We start from the raw sequence: 15,343 nt of genomic DNA on the forward strand, positions 1-15,343 counted from the left end.
GCCGTCCGCCCTGCCAACGGCGGACAGGGCTCAGGCAGTCTTCTTCAGACCTTGCTTTTTCAACTCTTCGTCACGCAACTCGCGGCGCAGGATCTTGCCCACGTTGGTGGTAGGCAGCACATCGCGGAACTCGATCTGGCGGGGCACCTTATAGCCGGTGACATTGGCGCGCATGTGCTCCATCACCTGCTCCTTGGTCAGGGTCATGCCCGGCTTGACCACGATGAACATCTTGATCACCTCCCCGGACTTCTCGTCCGGTATACCGATGGCCGCGCACTGGGACACGCCCGGCAACGCCACCAGCACGTCCTCCAGCTCGTTGGGGTAGACGTTGAAACCCGAGACCAGAATCATGTCTTTCTTGCGGTCAACGATACGCATGTAGCCATCTGGCTGGATCAAGGCGATGTCGCCGGTTTTCAGCCAGCCTTCGCTGTCCAGTATTTCGGCAGTGGCGTCTTCGCGCTGCCAGTAGCCCTTCATTACCTGCGGGCCCTTTACGCACAACTCCCCCACCTCGCCCAGCGGCAACTCATTGCCCGCGTCGTCGATGATCTTGCACAGGGTGGACGGTACCGGAATGCCAATGGTGCCCACCTGGTTGGCCTGGGCCGGGTTCACCGCCGCCACGGGGCTGGTTTCGGTCATGCCGTAACCCTCGCAAATGGCGCAACCTGTAACGGCCTTCCAGCGCTCGGCCACGCTCAGTTGCAAGGCCATGCCGCCAGACAGGGTAATTTTCAGGGCAGAGAAGTCCAGGCTGCGGAAGGCATCACTGTTGCACAGGGCCACGAACAGGGTATTGAGGCCGACAAAACCGGTGAACTTCCATTTGCCCAGCTCCTTGACCATCGCCGGCAAATCCCGTGGGTTGCTGATCAGCACGTTGTGGTTGCCGATGAGCATCATGGCCATGCAATGGAAGGTAAAGGCGTAGATGTGGTACAGCGGCAGCGGGGTGATGAGGATCTCGCAGCCTTCATGCAGGTTCGCCCCCATCAGGGCCCTGCACTGCAGCATGTTGGCCACCAGGTTGCGGTGGGTGAGCATCGCACCCTTGGCCACGCCCGTGGTACCGCCGGTATACTGCAGCACCGCCACGTCATGGGCCTGCGGGTTGGCTTCAACCACCGGCTGGCCCTTGCCCAGGGCGATGGCGTCGTTGAAGCGCACGGCCTGAGGCAGGTGGTAGGCCGGCACCATCTTCTTCACATACTTGATGACGCTGTTGATCAGCAGCCGCTTGATCGGTGGCAGCAGGTCGGCCACCTCGGTGACGATCACGTGCCTGACCTGGGTCTTGGTCACCACCTTCTCGGCCAGGTGGGCCATGTTGGCCAGGCATACCAGCGCCTTGGCACCGGAATCATTGAACTGGTGTTCCATTTCACGCGCGGTGTACAGCGGGTTGGTGTTGACCACGATCAGCCCGGCACGCATGGCACCGAACACGGCCACAGGGTACTGGAGCACGTTGGGCAACTGCACGGCGATACGGTCACCGGGCTTGAGGTCGGTATGCTGTTGCAGCCAGGCCGCGAACGCACCGGACAGCGCATACATTTCGCCATAGGTGATCGTCTTGCCCAGGTTGCTGAAGGCCGGTTTGTCGGCGAAGCGCTGGCAGGATTGCTTGAGTACCGCCTGGATGTTGGGGAATTCGTCCGGATCGATATCCGCCGTTATCCCGGCTGGGTACTTATCCTGCCAAAAATGGTCGATCATTCAAGCCCACTCCTTCAGCAACAGCGAAGTTCGGTTCGCGCATCGAGGCGCTTATTATTGATATGAGATGACGGCGCGTTGCAAACCGGATCATCTGAAAACGGGGCGAGATTAGCAGCTTTGCCTGGGGTCGACCAGAGGCTACGAAAGGCCGTAAGGTCACAAAAATGACTATTTGGCTAGTTATGGTCACATCTAGAGCAAGTGACTTCAGACAGCCTTCTTAAACCTGTATGCGGCAGCCTAGAGCATCCAAGCCGCCCTAACCTGCCGCATGCCTGGGGTTCAGCCGGCGTCGCGCAGCTCCCGGCGCAAGATCTTGCCAACCGGCGTCATCGGCAGCGCGTCGCGCAGCACAATGTGCTTGGGCACCTTGTAACCGGTGAGGTTGGCCTTGCAGTAGGCCTTCAGCTCATCCACGCTCACGCCACCCTCACGGGGCACCACGAACAGCTTGACCGCCTCCCCGGAGCGCTCGTCGGGCACACCGATGGCCGCGCAGCTGGCAACCTGTGGGTGGGCCATGACCACATCCTCCACCTCGTTGGGGTACACGTTGAAACCCGAGACGATGATCATGTCCTTCTTGCGGTCGACGATGCGGGTAAAGCCGTCCGGGTCGATCACGGCAATGTCGCCTGTCTTGAACCAGCCATCGGCATCCAGCGCCTGGGCCGTGGCTTCGGGCTGCTGCCAGTAGCCCTTCATTACCTGCGGCCCCTTGATGCACAACTCGCCCCGCTCACCCAGCGGCAGTTCGTTGCCCTCGTCGTCGATAACCTTGAATGCAGTACCTGCCACCGGGATACCCACTGTCCCCAGGCGCGCCAGTTGACCATAAGGGTTGGTACTGGCTACAGGAGAGGTTTCGGTAAGGCCGTAGCCTTCGACGATGCGACACCCGGTCAGTTGCTCCCAGCGCTCGGCCGTGGCCTTGACCAGGGCAGTGCCGCCAGAGTTGGTGACTTTCAGCGCCGAGAAGTCCAGTTGGCGGAACCCAGGGTGGTCCATCAGGGCAACGAACAGGGTGTTGAGGCCCAGCAATGCGGAAAACCGCCACTTGCCCAACTCCTTGATGAAGCCGGAAATGTCCCGTGGGTTGGTGATGAGTACGTTGTGGTTGCCGGTTACCATCATGCACATGCAGTTCGCTGTGAACGCATAGATGTGGTACAGCGGCAAGGGGGCGATCATCACTTCCTCGCCGTCCTTGAGCAGCTTCTGGCCATCTGGCCCATGCTGTGAGAAGCACGCCAGTACCTGCAGCATGTTGGCAACCAGGTTGCCGTGGGTGAGCATGGCCCCCTTGGCCAGGCCCGTGGTGCCGCCTGTGTACTGCAGCACCGCGATGTCGTCCAGGCCAAGCGGCACAGCCTTCGGTGAACCACCGCGCCCTTGGCGCAGCGCCTGTTTGAATGACAGGGCCTGGGGCAGATGGTAGGCCGGCACCATCTTCTTCACCTTGTCCACCACGGTATTCACCAGCCACCCCTTGGCCGTAGGCAACAGGTCGCCCATCTTCGCCTCGATCAGGTATTCGATACCGGTATCGGGCAACACCGCCTGAACCCGCTGGCCAAACATGTTCAGGTACACCAGCGCGCGGGCACCGCTGTCCTTGAACTGGTGGCGCATCTCGCGTTCGGTGTACAACGGGTTGGTATTGACCACGATCAGCCCGGCGCGCATGGCGCCGAACACGGCGATCGGGTACTGCAACACGTTGGGCATCTGTACAGCGATACGGTCGCCAGGTTTCAGGCGGGTGTGTTGCTGCAGCCAGGTGGCGAATGCCGCCGATAGCCGCTCCAGGTCGCCGTAGGTCAGCGTCACCCCCAGGTTGCTGAAGGCGGGGCGATCGGCAAAGCGCTTGCAGGAGCGCTCGAAGACTTCGACCACGGAGCTGTAGGCCTGAAGATCGATGGTGGAGGGCACGCCCGCCGGGCGTTTGTCGTTCCAGAAGTCGGCTTGCATTTATTATTGTTCCTCTGCCGGGACCTGCACTGCGTCCTTTTATCCAGGTGCCCGGGCGCGTAGCGGCCAGGCGTTGATTCGACGTTAGCAGGTAAGCGCAGCGCGGCCCACACGCCTGACACCGCCATTAACATTGTGAATCTTATTTGTGCCCTTCCTGCAATCTGGCCCGCTGGGCATACACTGTGTTGGGCGCGAATGTGATCCGGTCGACACCGGCAAGCGTCTCACCCGTCTTGGCCGACGCCCCGTGCGCGACCACCACCGACATGTACTGCTTAAGGAAGCCCCGATGTCCCAGGTCAGCAACACGCCTTACGAAGCCCTAGAAGTCGGCCAGAAGGCCGAATACAAGAAGTCTGTGGAAGAGCGCGATATCCAGCTGTTCGCCGCCATGTCCGGCGACCACAACCCGGTGCACCTGGACGCCGAATTCGCCGCCAAGAGCATGTTCCGCGAGCGCATCGCCCACGGCATGTTCAGCGGCGCACTGATCAGCGCGGCAGTGGCGTGCACCCTGCCCGGCCCTGGCACCATCTATCTGGGGCAGCAGATGAGCTTCCAGAAACCGGTGAAAATCGGCGACACCCTGACCGTGCGCCTGGAGATTCTCGAAAAACTGCCCAAGTTCAAGGTGCGTATCGCCACCAACGTGTTCAATCAGAACGACGAACTGGTCGTTCAGGGCGAGGCCGAGATCCTGGCACCGCGCAAGCAACAGACCGTAGAACTGGTATCGCCACCGAATTTCGTTGCCAGCTGAACCTGGCTTGCGGCATGGCCGGGGCTGCCTGCGCAGCCCCTGCAAGCGCGCTTACGCTGCGCGCCCGAGGATGAATTCCTGGTAACCCGATACGATCACGTACACTGCGAAATAACAGAAGATCAGCGCAGACAGCACGTACGACCACGTCAGCAAGCGATCACCCAGCAGGCGCCCGCCGTGGCTGGCAATGCCGCAGAGGCTCATGCACCACACCAGCCCGGCCACGAAGAACCCTGCCAGAAACAACCCCGCGTCCACCAGGCTGCCGCCGCCAGAGCGGGATATCAGCACGCCCCCTACTGCCGCGAACCACAAGATGGCGCTGGGTGAGGACATCGCCAGGAAGATGCCGCGTAAAAACTCGCGCCAACCAGATTCCACGGCCACGTTGGCGCTCGCCTGCATATGCCCGCCGCGCCAGGCGGCCAGCACCATCTTGATGGCAAACCACACCAGCAGCGCCGAACCGCCCAGCCACAAGGCCCAGCGCACGGCTTCGAATTGCAGCAACACGGTCATGCCTGCTAACGCGGCGATGGCATACAGCAAATCACCCACACACGTGCCAAGGCCAAGCCAGAACCCTTGCAGAAAGCCACGCTGCATGGCCAGCGTAATCATGGCGATGTTGGCTATACCGATGTCCAGGCACAGGGACAGGCTGAGGAGAAAACCATTGGAAAAAGGCATTGGAAGCTCTGCGACGGTGTAAATGGGCGGCGTAGAGCCTGCCACGACTGCGCAGTAGCTGGGAAGAGTCAACCCGTGGGCCGGGCGCTGCCGCCCCACGGGTCGACGCCAAGGCGTATACCTGAGCCGTCATCCCTGCTGGCAGCCGCCGCCCATGGCACGGTATTGAACGGTGTGCACCTGGCCTTGGTGGTCTTCGTAGGTCATGGTGGCAGGCACCACTTCGCACACGTTGGGGATGGTCGACAGGTTGATGACACGCTTGATGTCGAGGTTCATGGAGTAGTCATACTGCTGCGCCACCGGCTCATTGGAAGCAGGCGCAGAAGGGTCTGCGAGGGCGAACGAGGACATACCGACCAACGCAAGTATCAGTAGTGGTTTCATGTTGAATGCCTTCATGTTTCAAGCTGATCGATTGACTTCTGATGCCGTCGCCGGCCCGGAGAAGTTGCCATCGGGCTACCGATGGCACGAAGTACCGATCCCGCTTCTTACTACAGGGGGGATGAGGAAATTCTACGCCTGCCAGGTAATAGTTGAACCCCGCAGTCGGATATTCACCCTTGCCGTATTTGCAACAATCTGCGACAACGTACGCGCCATCCGTCATCGCCATTTCCAGGAGCGCGCTATTTCACAGCCTCTTGCTTGCACACAGCTTTGCCACACGCAACACCGGCTGCTCGACCATTTCTACCGCCAGCAGGGGTCCCGCATGCGTGCCTCTGGCGACGGTCAACTGTGGGTGGCGAGGGCGCCAGAGATCGTTGCGGGCCTAAGCCTGTCCTGTATCGAGGGTGGCTGGTGGCTGACTGGCCTGTTCGTGGCGCCACAACGGCGAGGTACGGGAATCGCACGTGCGCTGATCGAAGCAGCATTGTGCCAACCGTATGGTACGGCCTGGCTGTTCTGCCACCCGACACTGCAGCCGTTCTATGCAAGTGTTGGCTTTGGCCCTGCCGATCACCTGCCCCAGGCGCTGGCCAGCCGGCTGCAGCGCTACCAGCGCAGCAAGGCGCTGGTAGCGCTGCAACGCCGCCAGTATGGCGATGCTGTCAGCGTGGTTGAGGCTCGGCAGTAGCAGGCTCTGTGGGCGCCGGGTGCTCATGCCCCAGCACTTTTACATTCTCTTGCGACTTCTCACCGTCGAAGTCCTTCTCCCCAGGGTCCTTGCCCTCGGCAGACATGTGCTCGATTACCGCATTCATTTCAGCGCCAAGCAGCAGCACGGCGGCTGAAATGTAGAAGTACAGCAGCAGCACGATGATTGCCCCGATGCTCCCGTACATGGCGTTGTAGTCGGCAAACGTTTTCACGTAGTAGGCAAAGCCCAACGAAGCCACGATCCACACCACCACCGCCAGTACCGAGCCTGGGGTAATGAAGCGAAACTTCTGTTTCACATCCGGCATCACGTAGTAGATAAGCGCCACCGCCACCATCAGCAGAATGACGATCACCGGCCAGCGCAGAATGGTCCACAGCGTAACGATGAACTCCTGCATACCGATTTGCGAGGCGATCCACTCCATCACCTGCGGCCCCAGTACCATCAGTGCTGCTGCGGCCAGCAGCATGCCGGCCAAGCCGACGGTATAGAAGATCGACAGCGGGATACGCTTCCATACCGGCCGCCCCTCGGGCACATCATAGGCGGCGTTCATGGCGCTCATCATCAGCCGCACACCGGCCGAGGCGGTCCACAAGGCAATCACGATACCCACCGACAGCAAGCCACCCTTCGACTGCTGCAACTGGTCGATCACCGGGTTGACCTGTTCCAGTGCCTGCGGAGGCAGCACCAGCTCGGACTGCAAGCGCAGCCACGAGAAAAAGTCAGGCAGGTGCAGGAAGCCGATGAGGGCGATCAGGAACAGCAGGAAGGGGAATAACGAGAAAAGCGCCTGATAAGCCAGCGCGGAGGCGTAGGTGGACATTTCGTCATCAAGGAACTCCTTGACGGTGCGCACCAACACGCGGTGCAGGGGCAGGCCCTGCAGGGCGGAAAAAATCATAGCGTCTCCTTTCGCCGCTCTATCGATGTGACTGTTAAGTCTAATAGACCATGCGCTGAGCGCGCTGCTCCCGGCAGTGTTACAAAAAATGCAAAAAACTCACGCAGCTTGTTGCCGCCCTCTGCGCACGGGCATGAAGGCGGCCAAGCATCGGGCATTACTTGTCGGTTGCCTTTTTAACAGCGTCCTTCACATCGCCTTTGACCTGCTGCGCTTCACCCTTGAGTTCCTGCGCCTTGCCTTCGGCCTTGAGCTTGTCGTTGTCGGTCACCTTGCCGATGCCCTGCTTGACGTTGCCCATCGCTTCGTTGGCCAAGCCTTTCGCTTTATCTCCAGTACCGCTCATGGCAAAACTCCTGTGATGTGACACGCGTATCGTGCCGACAAAGGGTGGACTCGGCCGCTTGCGCAAGAGTTTCAAGAAATTTTGCACACAATGCCAAGCGGTAGGCGCAGCGCACCTGCACCACACCACAGCCCCAAGCCTTGCCGCGCCCGGTGCCACCCCTCACAATGCAGGCTTTGAAGGCTTCAACCCGCAGGAACCTGCATGAAACTCGACAAACCCGCCGCCATTGCGCGGCGCAACGATGCACTGGCCCGGCCAGTGCTGACCAGCGCCAACACCCTGTTCGCCATCCTCGACCACAAGCGCAACCTGTGGTGGTTCGACGTGCCGGTGGCACTACTGCGCAAGGGCCAGCCAGATTGGGTCAACCTGTTGCTTCACACCCCGGAAAGCGACGAGTTGCAACACCTGAAAGTGCCCGTCAACTTCCTGCGCGCGCACCAGGAGCAGATGGAGGTGCGCAACCCTGGCAAGCGCCGCTCCACCATCAGCCTGGCCCTGAGCGCCGACCGCGACTCACTGCTGCGCGACACCCGCCCAGGCGGCGAGCACCTGGATTTCCGCAGCTTCGTACAGGGCTGATCAGGCCTTCTCGATGCGGTCGTCATGGATGACGATGCGGCCCTGCTTGAACAGGCCACCAATGGCTTTCTTGAAGTTGCCCTTGCTGACATTGAACAGCTTGCTGATCAGCGCCGGGTCGCTCTTGTCAGACACGCCCAGCACCCCACCTTCGGCCTCCAGGCGGGCCATGATCTGCGCCTGCAGGTCGTCGGACAGCGCCGCCCCCACCGGCTGCAGGCTCAGGGAGATCTTGCCGTCGGCACGTATTTCCTTGATGAAGCCTTTCTCGTGCATGCCAGAGCGCAGGAACTTGAACACCTCATTCTTGTGGATCAAGCCCCAATGGCGGTTGTTGATGATTGCCTTGAACCCCATGGGCGTTTCACCGGCAACCAGCAACTCCACCGGCTGGCCTGGCTTGTAGTCCGCAGGCGCAACGTCCAGGTAGCGGTCCAGGCGTGAGGTGGCGGTGATGCGCCGGGTGCGTTTGTCGAGGTAGACGTGCACCACACAGTAGTCGCCGATCTTCAGCGGGCGGGCTTCTTCGGAGTACGGCATCAGCAGGTCCTTGGACAGACCCCAGTCCAGGAAGATACCCGCACCGTTGATGTCCTTGACCTTGAGGCTGGCGAACTCGCCCACCTGCACCTTGGGCTTTTCGGTGGTCGCGATCAGTTGGTCTTCGCTGTCCAGGTAGATGAACACGTTGAGCCAGTCGTCCACCTCGGTTTCTGCGCCTTTCGGGATGTAGCGCCCTGGCAGCAGAATTTCCCCGTCGGCACCGCCGTCCAGGTACAACCCGAAGTCCACGTGTTTCACAATTTGCAAACTGTTGTAACGCCCAAGCAGAGCCATTTCGGTACATCCTCAAGTCAAGGGGGCTATTTTCCGGATAGACAGCGGGTGGTGTCAAAGCTTCCGGACGGTTACCGGCCTCCCATGCTACAGGCAGATGACCCGGTTGAACCGTCGCCACCCTGCTGCGTCTACCGATTGGCCGCCACTGCAAGGAACAGCTTATGCCGCTTCGCCTGCTCAAGACCGCGCTTGTCACGCTGGGGGTGGTTCTGGCCCTGGGCGCCTGCAGCCGGATCGACCTGGCCTACCGCAACCTCGACCGCCTGGTGCCGTGGTCGCTGGGCGACTACCTGGACATGAACCGTGACCAGAAGGCCCTGCTCGACGATCGGCTCAGGGAGCACCTGGCGTGGCACTGCAAGACCCAGCTGCCTGGCTACCTCGACTGGCTCGACCGGCTGCGCGACATGGTGGCCAACAATCAGGTCACCGACCAGGCCTTGCAGCAGCGTACCCATGAGGCCCGCGAGGCGATTGGCCGGGTGGCAGCCGAAATTACCCCGTCCGCCACTGAACTGCTGCGCGGCATGAGCGATGCGCAGGTAGCAGAGATGCGCGAGGCTTTTCGTGATGACATCGCCGAGCGCCGCAAGGAATACGTAGATACTCCCCTGCCCCAGCAAATTGCCGAGCGGGCCGAACGTATGCAGAAACGCCTGAAACCGTGGCTGGGTGAACTGAGCCCCGGCCAGAAGCAGCGCGTGGTCGCCTGGTCGCAAGCGCTGGGGGACCAGAACCGCGAATGGATTGCCAACCGCGCCCACTGGCAACAGCAACTGCTGTTGGCGGTGAACCAACGCAGCGATGCCAGCTTCCCGGCCCGCATGGCCACGCTGCTGCAGAGCAAGGAGAGCCTATGGACGCCTGAATACCGCCAGGCCTTCCAGAACACCGAACAACAGGCCCGCAGCCTGTTGGTAGACCTGCTACAGCAGAGCACGCCGCAGCAGCGCCAGGTGCTGCAGGCACGGCTGGCAAAAGTGCGCACCGATTTCAGCACGCTCAAGTGCCTGAAGGACTAAGGGCCAGGCGATGTTCAACGTGCCTTGCGCCGATAGGGGAACACGTCGATCACCTTGCCACCGCGTATCGCCGCCTGCAGGCCTTGCCAATAGCTGGCATCGAACAGCTCGCCATGCAGGCGGGTGAACAGGCGCCGCTGGCCCAGGTCGGCAAACAGAAAGGGCGGGAATTCCTCGGGGAACACGTCATGGGGCCCAATGGAGTACCACGGCTCGCCTGACAGTTCGTCTTCCGGGTAGCGCGGCGGCGGGATATGGCGGAAGTTAACCTCCGTCAGATAGCTGATCTCGTCGTAGTCGTAGAACACCACCCGGCCATGACGCGTCACACCGAAGTTCTTCAGCAGCATGTCGCCAGGGAAGATGTTCGCCGCCGCCAGCTGCTTGATGGCCAGGCCGTAATCCTCCAATACCTCCAGCACCTGGGCCTCGCTGGCCTGTTCCAGGTAAAGGTTCAACGGTGTCATGCGCCGCTCGGTCCAGCAATGGCGGATCAGCACCGTATCGCCCTCAAGCACCACGGTGGAGGGCGCCACCTCGAGCAACTCGGCCAGGCACTGCGGCGCGAACCTCGCCACGGGGAAGCGGAAGTCGGCAAAGGCCTGGGTATCGGCCAGGCGCCCTACCCGGTCGATGCTCTTCACCAACCGGTACTTGTCGATCACGGTGGCGCGGTCGACGGTTTTTGACGGCGAGAAACGGTCCTTGATGACTTTGAACACGGTGTTGAAGCCCGGCAGGGTAAACACGCTCATCACCATGCCACGCACCCCGGGGGCCATGACGAAGCGGTCGTCACTGCCAGCCAGGTGGTTGATCAGGGCGCGGTAGAACTCGGACTTGCCCTGCTTGTAGAAACCAATGGAGGTATACAGCTCGGCCACATGCTTGCCCGGCAGAATGCTTTTGAGAAAGCCCACGAACTCACCCGGCACCGGCACATCAGCCATGAAATAGGAGCGGGTGAAGGAGAAGATGATCGAGACTTCAGCCTCGTCGGTGATCAAGGCATCGGCCTCGATGCCCTGCCCCTCCCGGTGCACCAGGGCAATTACCAGCGGCCATTGTTCGTCGCCGTTGTATAACCGGCCGACCAGGTAAGCGCCCTTGTTGCGGTACAGCACCGGCACGAACAGCTCCACCGCCAGCGCTGGGTCGCGGCACACCCAATCGGGCAGGCATTCACGAAGCTGCGCTTCCAGCCGCAGCAGGTCGCCGTCGAGGTCGGCGTAAGGGATGTGGAACCGGTAGTCGGCGAAGATGGCCTGCAACAGCCCGGCAAGGCCGCCGTCGGGGCGATAGGTACGGGTTTGTGCGGCGCGCCGGCGCAACGTTGGGCGTGTGCTGTGGATGAACATGCATTGGTCGCTGATCAGGTCATGGCTGAACAGGCTGCAGAACACCGAGTTGTACCAGGTTTCGGCCAGTTCATCGTCCAGCCGCGGGTCAATCAGCTGGATATAGGCGTTTTTAACCTGCGGCCACTGTGCCACGTCCAGCAGCACCTCGGCGGCAAAGCTCTCGCGCAGCCGCTGGTTGGCCACAGCGACCTGTTCCTCGTAGAGGGTGATGCGCGCAGCGGCCGTGTGCTGGATCTCCTGCCAGCGTGCCTGTTCAAAGCGCTCACGTGCGCCTAGGGTGATGCGCTGGAAATGCTCGCGATAGCCGTCGAAGCCGGTGAGCATCAAGCGGGCAATGGCGGCTGCAGGCCAGGGATGGGGCATACCGGGCACCTCGGTGGCGGGCGGAGATACACAGCTTAGCCGCTCGCCCTGGCGTGTGAGGCCCCTGCCTGCAAATGTAGCTGCCCAGGTTGCAGCGCAAGAAAGCACAAGAAACCCCCTGCTGCCTCGCGTACACTCGCGCCCCCAGCCACGCCCCCGGAGACTGCCATGAGCCCCATCGCTCTAGCCCGCCTGCTAACCCTTGCCGCCGTCTGGGGCGCGAGCTTCCTGTTCATGCGTATCATCGCGCCCGAACTGGGCACGGTGCCCACGGCGTTTTTCCGCGTGTCCATCGCCTGCCTGGGGCTGATCGCGATTGTGGCCGCTGCAGGTGTGCGCTGGGATTTCCAAGGCAAGCTGGGCGCTTGCCTGGTGCTGGGCATGATCAACTCCGGCATCCCGGCAACCTTCTACTCGGTCGCAGCTCAAGTGCTGCCAGCCGGCTATTCAGCCATTTTCAATGCCACGACACCGTTGATGGGTGTACTGATCGGCGTGCTGTTCTTCAAAGAGCCCATGACCCTCGCCAAGCTGTGCGGCATTTTCCTGGGCCTGTTTGGCGTCGCCATTTTAAGTGGCGCCGGGCCGGTGGCACTGGACGCGGCCCTGCTGCAAGGTGCGCTGGCCTGCCTGGCGGCGACCACCTGCTATGGGTTTGCCGGTTTTCTGGCCCGGCGCTGGGTCGGCGGCCTGGACAGCCGCCTGTCGGCGCTGGGCAGCATGCTCGGCGCCACTTTGCTGCTCAGCCCTGTATTCGCCTGGAGCGCGCTCAGCCAGCCACCTGCCAGTTGGGGAGGCTGGCAGGTGTGGCTGTCGCTGCTGGGCCTGGGGCTGCTGTGCACCGCCTTCGCCTACATCCTGTACTTCCGGCTGCTGGCGGAAATCGGCCCGGTCAAGGCCAGCACCGTGACCTTCCTGATCCCGGCGTTCGGTGTGCTGTGGGGGGCATGGCTATTGGATGAGCCGCTGTCCATGGCGCACCTGTACGGCGGCCTGCTGATCGGCGCGGCGCTGTGGCTGGTGCTGCGCCCGGCCCGCCGATGAGCAGCGGCTACCGCAAGGTGCTGTTCCGCCTGGCACAGGACGAGAGCGGCTACCCACCGGCCTCGGTGGAAGGGCTGTGGGCACGGCCAGAACAGGGTGGCTACCGGGTCGACAGCATCCCTTTTCATGTCTACGGCGTCGCACCGGGCGACCTGGTCGCCGCCCGCGAGGAAGGGGCAGAAGCCTGGTTCCAGGGCGTCCTGCACAGTGGCGGTAGCTCGGTGTTCCGGGTAATTGTGAGGCCGCCGGAAAGCCTGCAGCAGGTGCAGGCCGCACTGGTGGAGTTCGGTTGCGTGTGCGAGGCGGAGAAGGCCGTGAGGATGCTGGCGGTGCACGTGTTGCCGGAGCAGGTGCCCGATACTCTGCTGTACTACCTGGTGACCCAGCGCGAAGCCGGCGTGCTCGATTTCGAAGAAGGCGTACTGCGCCATCGCATCCCTGACGATTTGCGCTAACCGCCGGCCCTGGCCATCAGGTGTGGCCTGGGCCGGCTGCGCGAGGGCTTAGAACAACCAGCGGTACAGCAGGTAGGCCACCACCACCGCCAGTACCGGCCGCAGAATGCGGTAGGCCTTGGGGTTGGCGCGTTTGAACTGCTTCACACGGGTGCTGATGCGGTTGCTGAAGCGCTTGCTCCAGGCGTAGGCCTGGTTGATCCCGCCTACGCGCTCTTCATCGGTGTTTTGCGGCGCAGTGGCACGGCCCAGGAAAGCACTGACCTTGCGGTTGATACGCACCATCAGCGGGCTGCTGAGCGGGCGTTCGATGTCGCAGAACAGGATCACCCGGGTGACGTCGGTTTCGTTCTTGACCCAGTGCACATAGGTTTCATCGAACATGACGTCCTGGCCATCACGCCAGGCGTAAGGCTCGCCATCGACGTAGATGCGGCAGGCATCGGAATTGGGCGTGGACAGCCCCAGGTGGTAGCGTAGCGAGCCGGCAAACGGGTCGCGGTGCGGGTTGAGGTGGCTGCCACCCGGCAACAGGGCGAACATGGCGCCCTTGACGTTGGGGATGCTGCTGACCAGCTCCACGGTGCGTGGGCAAAGGGCCTCGGCCGAAGGCAACGGCTTGTCGTACCACTTCAGGTAGAAGCGCTTCCAGCCTTTCTTGAAGAACGAACCGAAGCCGGCGTCGTTGTCCTTTTCGGCGGCACGGATGTAACCCTCGTCGAACAGGCGCATCGCCTCCTCGCGGATTTCCTGCCAGTTGTCCTTGAGCACGTCCAGTTCCGGGAAGCGCTGGCGGTCCAGGTACGGCTTGGATGGCACACCGGAAAACAGATACATCAGGCTGTTGTAGGGAGCAAACAGCGCCGAATGGTTGACGAACTGGCGCAGCACCGGCAGGCGCGCCTTGCCTCGCAGGTGCACGTACAGCACGCTGCCGAAGAACACCAGCAAGACACCCGCCTTGGCTGCAAAGGATAAGGTCATGCATCACTCCTAGGGGAAGGGACCGGCCCGGGCGGCCGCCCTCCTTAAAATCATCCCGCCATCATAAACCGATCCCGCCGAGGTAAAAACAACCTGGGCGGGATCTCACTCATGAAGATTGTGCAATGAAGCCCGCGAGAAAGTGTTGCGCCGGGTCAGCGCCAGGCGGCCTTACTGCTGGTTTTCCTGCTCGCTGAACATATCGCTGAACAGCATGCTGGACAGGTACCGCTCGCCGGAGTCAGGCAGGATCACGACCAGGGTCTTGCCCTGCATTTCGGGTTTTTCCGCCAGCCGCACCGCGGCAGCCATGGCGGCGCCGCAGGAGATACCACACAAGATACCCTCTTCCTGCATCAGACGAATGGCCATGGCCTTGGCTTCTTCGTCAGACACCGTCATCACCTGGTCGACGATGGACAGGTCGAGGTTCTTCGGCACGAAACCTGCGCCGATGCCCTGGATCTTGTGCGGCGTTGGGGTCAGCGCCTCACCCGCCAGCGTCTGGGTGATCAGGGGTGACGACACAGGCTCGACGGCTACAGAGGTGATGGCCTTGCCCTGGGTGTGCTTGATGTAGCGCGACACACCGGTAATGGTACCGCCCGTGCCCACGCCGGCGACGATCACATCCACGGCGCCGTCGGTGTCGTTCCAGATTTCCGGGCCGGTGGTCTTTTCATGGATGGCCGGGTTGGCGGGGTTTTCGAACTGCCCTGGCAAGAAGTACTGCGCCGGGTCCGAAGCCACGATTTCGTTGGCTTTCTCGATGGCGCCCTTCATGCCTTTTGCAGGTTCTGTCAGCACCAGCTCGGCGCCCAGCGCCTTGAGCACCTTGCGCCGCTCCAGGCTCATGGAGGCGGGCATGGTCAACATCAGTTTGTAGCCACGGGCGGCGGCGACGAAAGCAAGGCCAATGCCGGTGTTGCCGGAGGTGGGTTCGACGATGGTCATGCCGGGCTTGAGCTTGCCGGTGCTTTCAGCGTCCCAGACCATGTTGGCGCCGATGCGGCACTTGACCGAGTAACCCGGGTTGCGCCCTTCGATCTTGGCCAGGATGGTCACGCCGCGCGGGGCGATGCGGTTGATCTGCACCAGCGGCGTATTGCCGATGGAATGGGCGTTGTCTGCGTAGATACGGCTCATGGCAGGGGTCCTTGGCATGAA

16 protein-coding genes are annotated in these 15,343 nt (G+C 61.9%); 6 read left to right on the plus strand and 10 right to left on the minus strand.

Features of this window, described 5'->3' with window-relative positions:
- Positions 1–30 precede the first annotated feature (30 nt).
- Complete coding sequence (gene fadD1, locus IAE33_RS14215) at positions 31–1,728, minus strand: long-chain-fatty-acid--CoA ligase FadD1 (protein ID WP_201163971.1); 1,698 nt, start codon at positions 1,726–1,728, stop codon at positions 31–33.
- A 285-nt stretch (positions 1,729–2,013) separates the two neighbouring features.
- Complete coding sequence (gene fadD2 / locus IAE33_RS14220; RefSeq protein WP_201163972.1) at positions 2,014–3,702, minus strand: long-chain-fatty-acid--CoA ligase FadD2; 1,689 nt, start codon at positions 3,700–3,702, stop codon at positions 2,014–2,016.
- A gap of 292 nt (positions 3,703–3,994) precedes the next feature.
- On the opposite strand from fadD2, the gene IAE33_RS14225 reads away from it, so the two are divergent.
- A complete protein-coding gene (locus IAE33_RS14225) occupies positions 3,995–4,465 on the plus strand; it encodes a MaoC family dehydratase (RefSeq protein WP_028635442.1) in 471 nt (156 codons plus the stop codon).
- A 51-nt stretch (positions 4,466–4,516) separates the two neighbouring features.
- On the opposite strand, the gene IAE33_RS14230 is transcribed toward IAE33_RS14225, so the two are convergent.
- Together IAE33_RS14230 and IAE33_RS14235 are read right to left on the minus strand one after the other, a co-directional pair.
- Positions 4,517–5,158 (minus strand): LysE family translocator, encoded by a 642-nt coding sequence (locus tag IAE33_RS14230; protein WP_201163973.1) that lies wholly within the window; start codon positions 5,156–5,158, stop codon positions 4,517–4,519.
- 129 nt (positions 5,159–5,287) lie between these two features.
- Positions 5,288–5,545, minus strand: a complete 258-nt coding sequence (locus IAE33_RS14235) for a DUF2790 domain-containing protein (protein WP_028635440.1) — start codon at positions 5,543–5,545, stop codon at positions 5,288–5,290.
- A gap of 295 nt (positions 5,546–5,840) precedes the next feature.
- Between IAE33_RS14235 and IAE33_RS14240 the strand changes: the two genes are divergently transcribed.
- On the plus strand, positions 5,841–6,242 hold the full coding sequence (locus IAE33_RS14240) for a GNAT family N-acetyltransferase (protein WP_268933260.1): 402 nt from the start codon (positions 5,841–5,843) through the stop codon (positions 6,240–6,242).
- Here the strand turns inward: IAE33_RS14240 and IAE33_RS14245 are convergent.
- The gene (locus IAE33_RS14245) at positions 6,217–7,176 is read right to left on the minus strand and encodes a YihY/virulence factor BrkB family protein (protein ID WP_201163975.1); all 960 of its coding nucleotides are present in this window, start codon (positions 7,174–7,176) and stop codon (positions 6,217–6,219) included. The two genes, IAE33_RS14240 and IAE33_RS14245, sit on opposite strands and share 26 nt — an antisense overlap.
- Positions 7,177–7,333: 157 nt before the next feature.
- Positions 7,334–7,522 carry a CsbD family protein gene (locus IAE33_RS14250; RefSeq protein ID WP_028635438.1) on the minus strand — a complete coding sequence of 63 codons (189 nt, stop codon included), beginning with the start codon at positions 7,520–7,522 and terminating at the stop codon, positions 7,334–7,336.
- Between the two features lie 204 nt (positions 7,523–7,726).
- Between IAE33_RS14250 and IAE33_RS14255 the strand changes: the two genes are divergently transcribed.
- Complete coding sequence (locus IAE33_RS14255) at positions 7,727–8,107, plus strand: hypothetical protein (RefSeq protein WP_201163976.1); 381 nt, start codon at positions 7,727–7,729, stop codon at positions 8,105–8,107.
- Here the strand turns inward: IAE33_RS14255 and IAE33_RS14260 are convergent, their stop codons facing one another.
- The gene (locus tag IAE33_RS14260) at positions 8,108–8,944 is read right to left on the minus strand and encodes a CvfB family protein (protein ID WP_028635436.1); all 837 of its coding nucleotides are present in this window, start codon (positions 8,942–8,944) and stop codon (positions 8,108–8,110) included.
- Between the two features lie 164 nt (positions 8,945–9,108).
- On the opposite strand from IAE33_RS14260, the gene IAE33_RS14265 reads away from it, so the two are divergent.
- On the plus strand, positions 9,109–9,969 hold the full coding sequence (locus tag IAE33_RS14265; RefSeq protein WP_201163977.1) for a DUF6279 family lipoprotein: 861 nt from the start codon (positions 9,109–9,111) through the stop codon (positions 9,967–9,969).
- 14 nt (positions 9,970–9,983) lie between these two features.
- Here IAE33_RS14265 and aceK read toward each other — a convergent pair whose 3' ends face one another.
- A complete protein-coding gene (gene aceK, locus IAE33_RS14270; RefSeq protein ID WP_201163978.1) occupies positions 9,984–11,693 on the minus strand; it encodes a bifunctional isocitrate dehydrogenase kinase/phosphatase in 1,710 nt (569 codons plus the stop codon).
- A 168-nt stretch (positions 11,694–11,861) separates the two neighbouring features.
- Between aceK and IAE33_RS14275 the strand changes: the two genes are divergently transcribed.
- Positions 11,862–12,737 (plus strand): DMT family transporter, encoded by an 876-nt coding sequence (locus IAE33_RS14275; protein WP_060481352.1) that lies wholly within the window; start codon positions 11,862–11,864, stop codon positions 12,735–12,737.
- On the plus strand, positions 12,734–13,192 hold the full coding sequence (locus IAE33_RS14280; protein WP_201163979.1) for a DUF4265 domain-containing protein: 459 nt from the start codon (positions 12,734–12,736) through the stop codon (positions 13,190–13,192). Before IAE33_RS14275 ends, IAE33_RS14280 begins: the two co-directional genes overlap by 4 nt.
- A gap of 48 nt (positions 13,193–13,240) precedes the next feature.
- Here IAE33_RS14280 and IAE33_RS14285 read toward each other — a convergent pair whose 3' ends face one another.
- Together IAE33_RS14285 and cysK are read right to left on the minus strand one after the other, a co-directional pair.
- Complete coding sequence (locus tag IAE33_RS14285; protein WP_028635431.1) at positions 13,241–14,176, minus strand: aspartyl/asparaginyl beta-hydroxylase domain-containing protein; 936 nt, start codon at positions 14,174–14,176, stop codon at positions 13,241–13,243.
- Between the two features lie 171 nt (positions 14,177–14,347).
- Positions 14,348–15,322, minus strand: coding sequence for a cysteine synthase A (gene cysK / locus IAE33_RS14290; protein ID WP_201163980.1), 975 nt, complete (start codon positions 15,320–15,322; stop codon positions 14,348–14,350).
- Positions 15,323–15,343: the final 21 nt, after the last annotated feature.

The sequence above is a fragment of the Pseudomonas sp. S60 genome, from assembly GCF_016647865.1.
GTDB classification, from domain to species: domain Bacteria; phylum Pseudomonadota; class Gammaproteobacteria; order Pseudomonadales; family Pseudomonadaceae; genus Aquipseudomonas; species Aquipseudomonas parafulva.

Excerpts from the sequence above, each read along its gene's own strand:
- fadD1 (WP_201163971.1), bottom strand. The coding sequence starts at position 1,728 with ATGATCGACCATTTTTGGCAGGATAAGTACCCAGCCGGGATAACGGCG.
- fadD2 (WP_201163972.1), bottom strand. The coding sequence starts at position 3,702 with ATGCAAGCCGACTTCTGGAACGACAAACGCCCGGCGGGCGTGCCCTCC.
- IAE33_RS14225 (WP_028635442.1), top strand. The coding sequence starts at position 3,995 with ATGTCCCAGGTCAGCAACACGCCTTACGAAGCCCTAGAAGTCGGCCAG.
- IAE33_RS14230 (WP_201163973.1), bottom strand. The coding sequence starts at position 5,158 with ATGCCTTTTTCCAATGGTTTTCTCCTCAGCCTGTCCCTGTGCCTGGAC.
- IAE33_RS14235 (WP_028635440.1), bottom strand. The coding sequence starts at position 5,545 with ATGAAACCACTACTGATACTTGCGTTGGTCGGTATGTCCTCGTTCGCC.
- IAE33_RS14245 (WP_201163975.1), bottom strand. The coding sequence starts at position 7,176 with ATGATTTTTTCCGCCCTGCAGGGCCTGCCCCTGCACCGCGTGTTGGTG.
- IAE33_RS14250 (WP_028635438.1), bottom strand. The coding sequence starts at position 7,522 with ATGAGCGGTACTGGAGATAAAGCGAAAGGCTTGGCCAACGAAGCGATG.
- IAE33_RS14255 (WP_201163976.1), top strand. The coding sequence starts at position 7,727 with ATGAAACTCGACAAACCCGCCGCCATTGCGCGGCGCAACGATGCACTG.
- IAE33_RS14260 (WP_028635436.1), bottom strand. The coding sequence starts at position 8,944 with ATGGCTCTGCTTGGGCGTTACAACAGTTTGCAAATTGTGAAACACGTG.
- IAE33_RS14265 (WP_201163977.1), top strand. The coding sequence starts at position 9,109 with ATGCCGCTTCGCCTGCTCAAGACCGCGCTTGTCACGCTGGGGGTGGTT.
- aceK (WP_201163978.1), bottom strand. The coding sequence starts at position 11,693 with ATGCCCCATCCCTGGCCTGCAGCCGCCATTGCCCGCTTGATGCTCACC.
- IAE33_RS14275 (WP_060481352.1), top strand. The coding sequence starts at position 11,862 with ATGAGCCCCATCGCTCTAGCCCGCCTGCTAACCCTTGCCGCCGTCTGG.
- IAE33_RS14280 (WP_201163979.1), top strand. The coding sequence starts at position 12,734 with ATGAGCAGCGGCTACCGCAAGGTGCTGTTCCGCCTGGCACAGGACGAG.
- IAE33_RS14285 (WP_028635431.1), bottom strand. The coding sequence starts at position 14,176 with ATGACCTTATCCTTTGCAGCCAAGGCGGGTGTCTTGCTGGTGTTCTTC.
- cysK (WP_201163980.1), bottom strand. The coding sequence starts at position 15,322 with ATGAGCCGTATCTACGCAGACAACGCCCATTCCATCGGCAATACGCCG.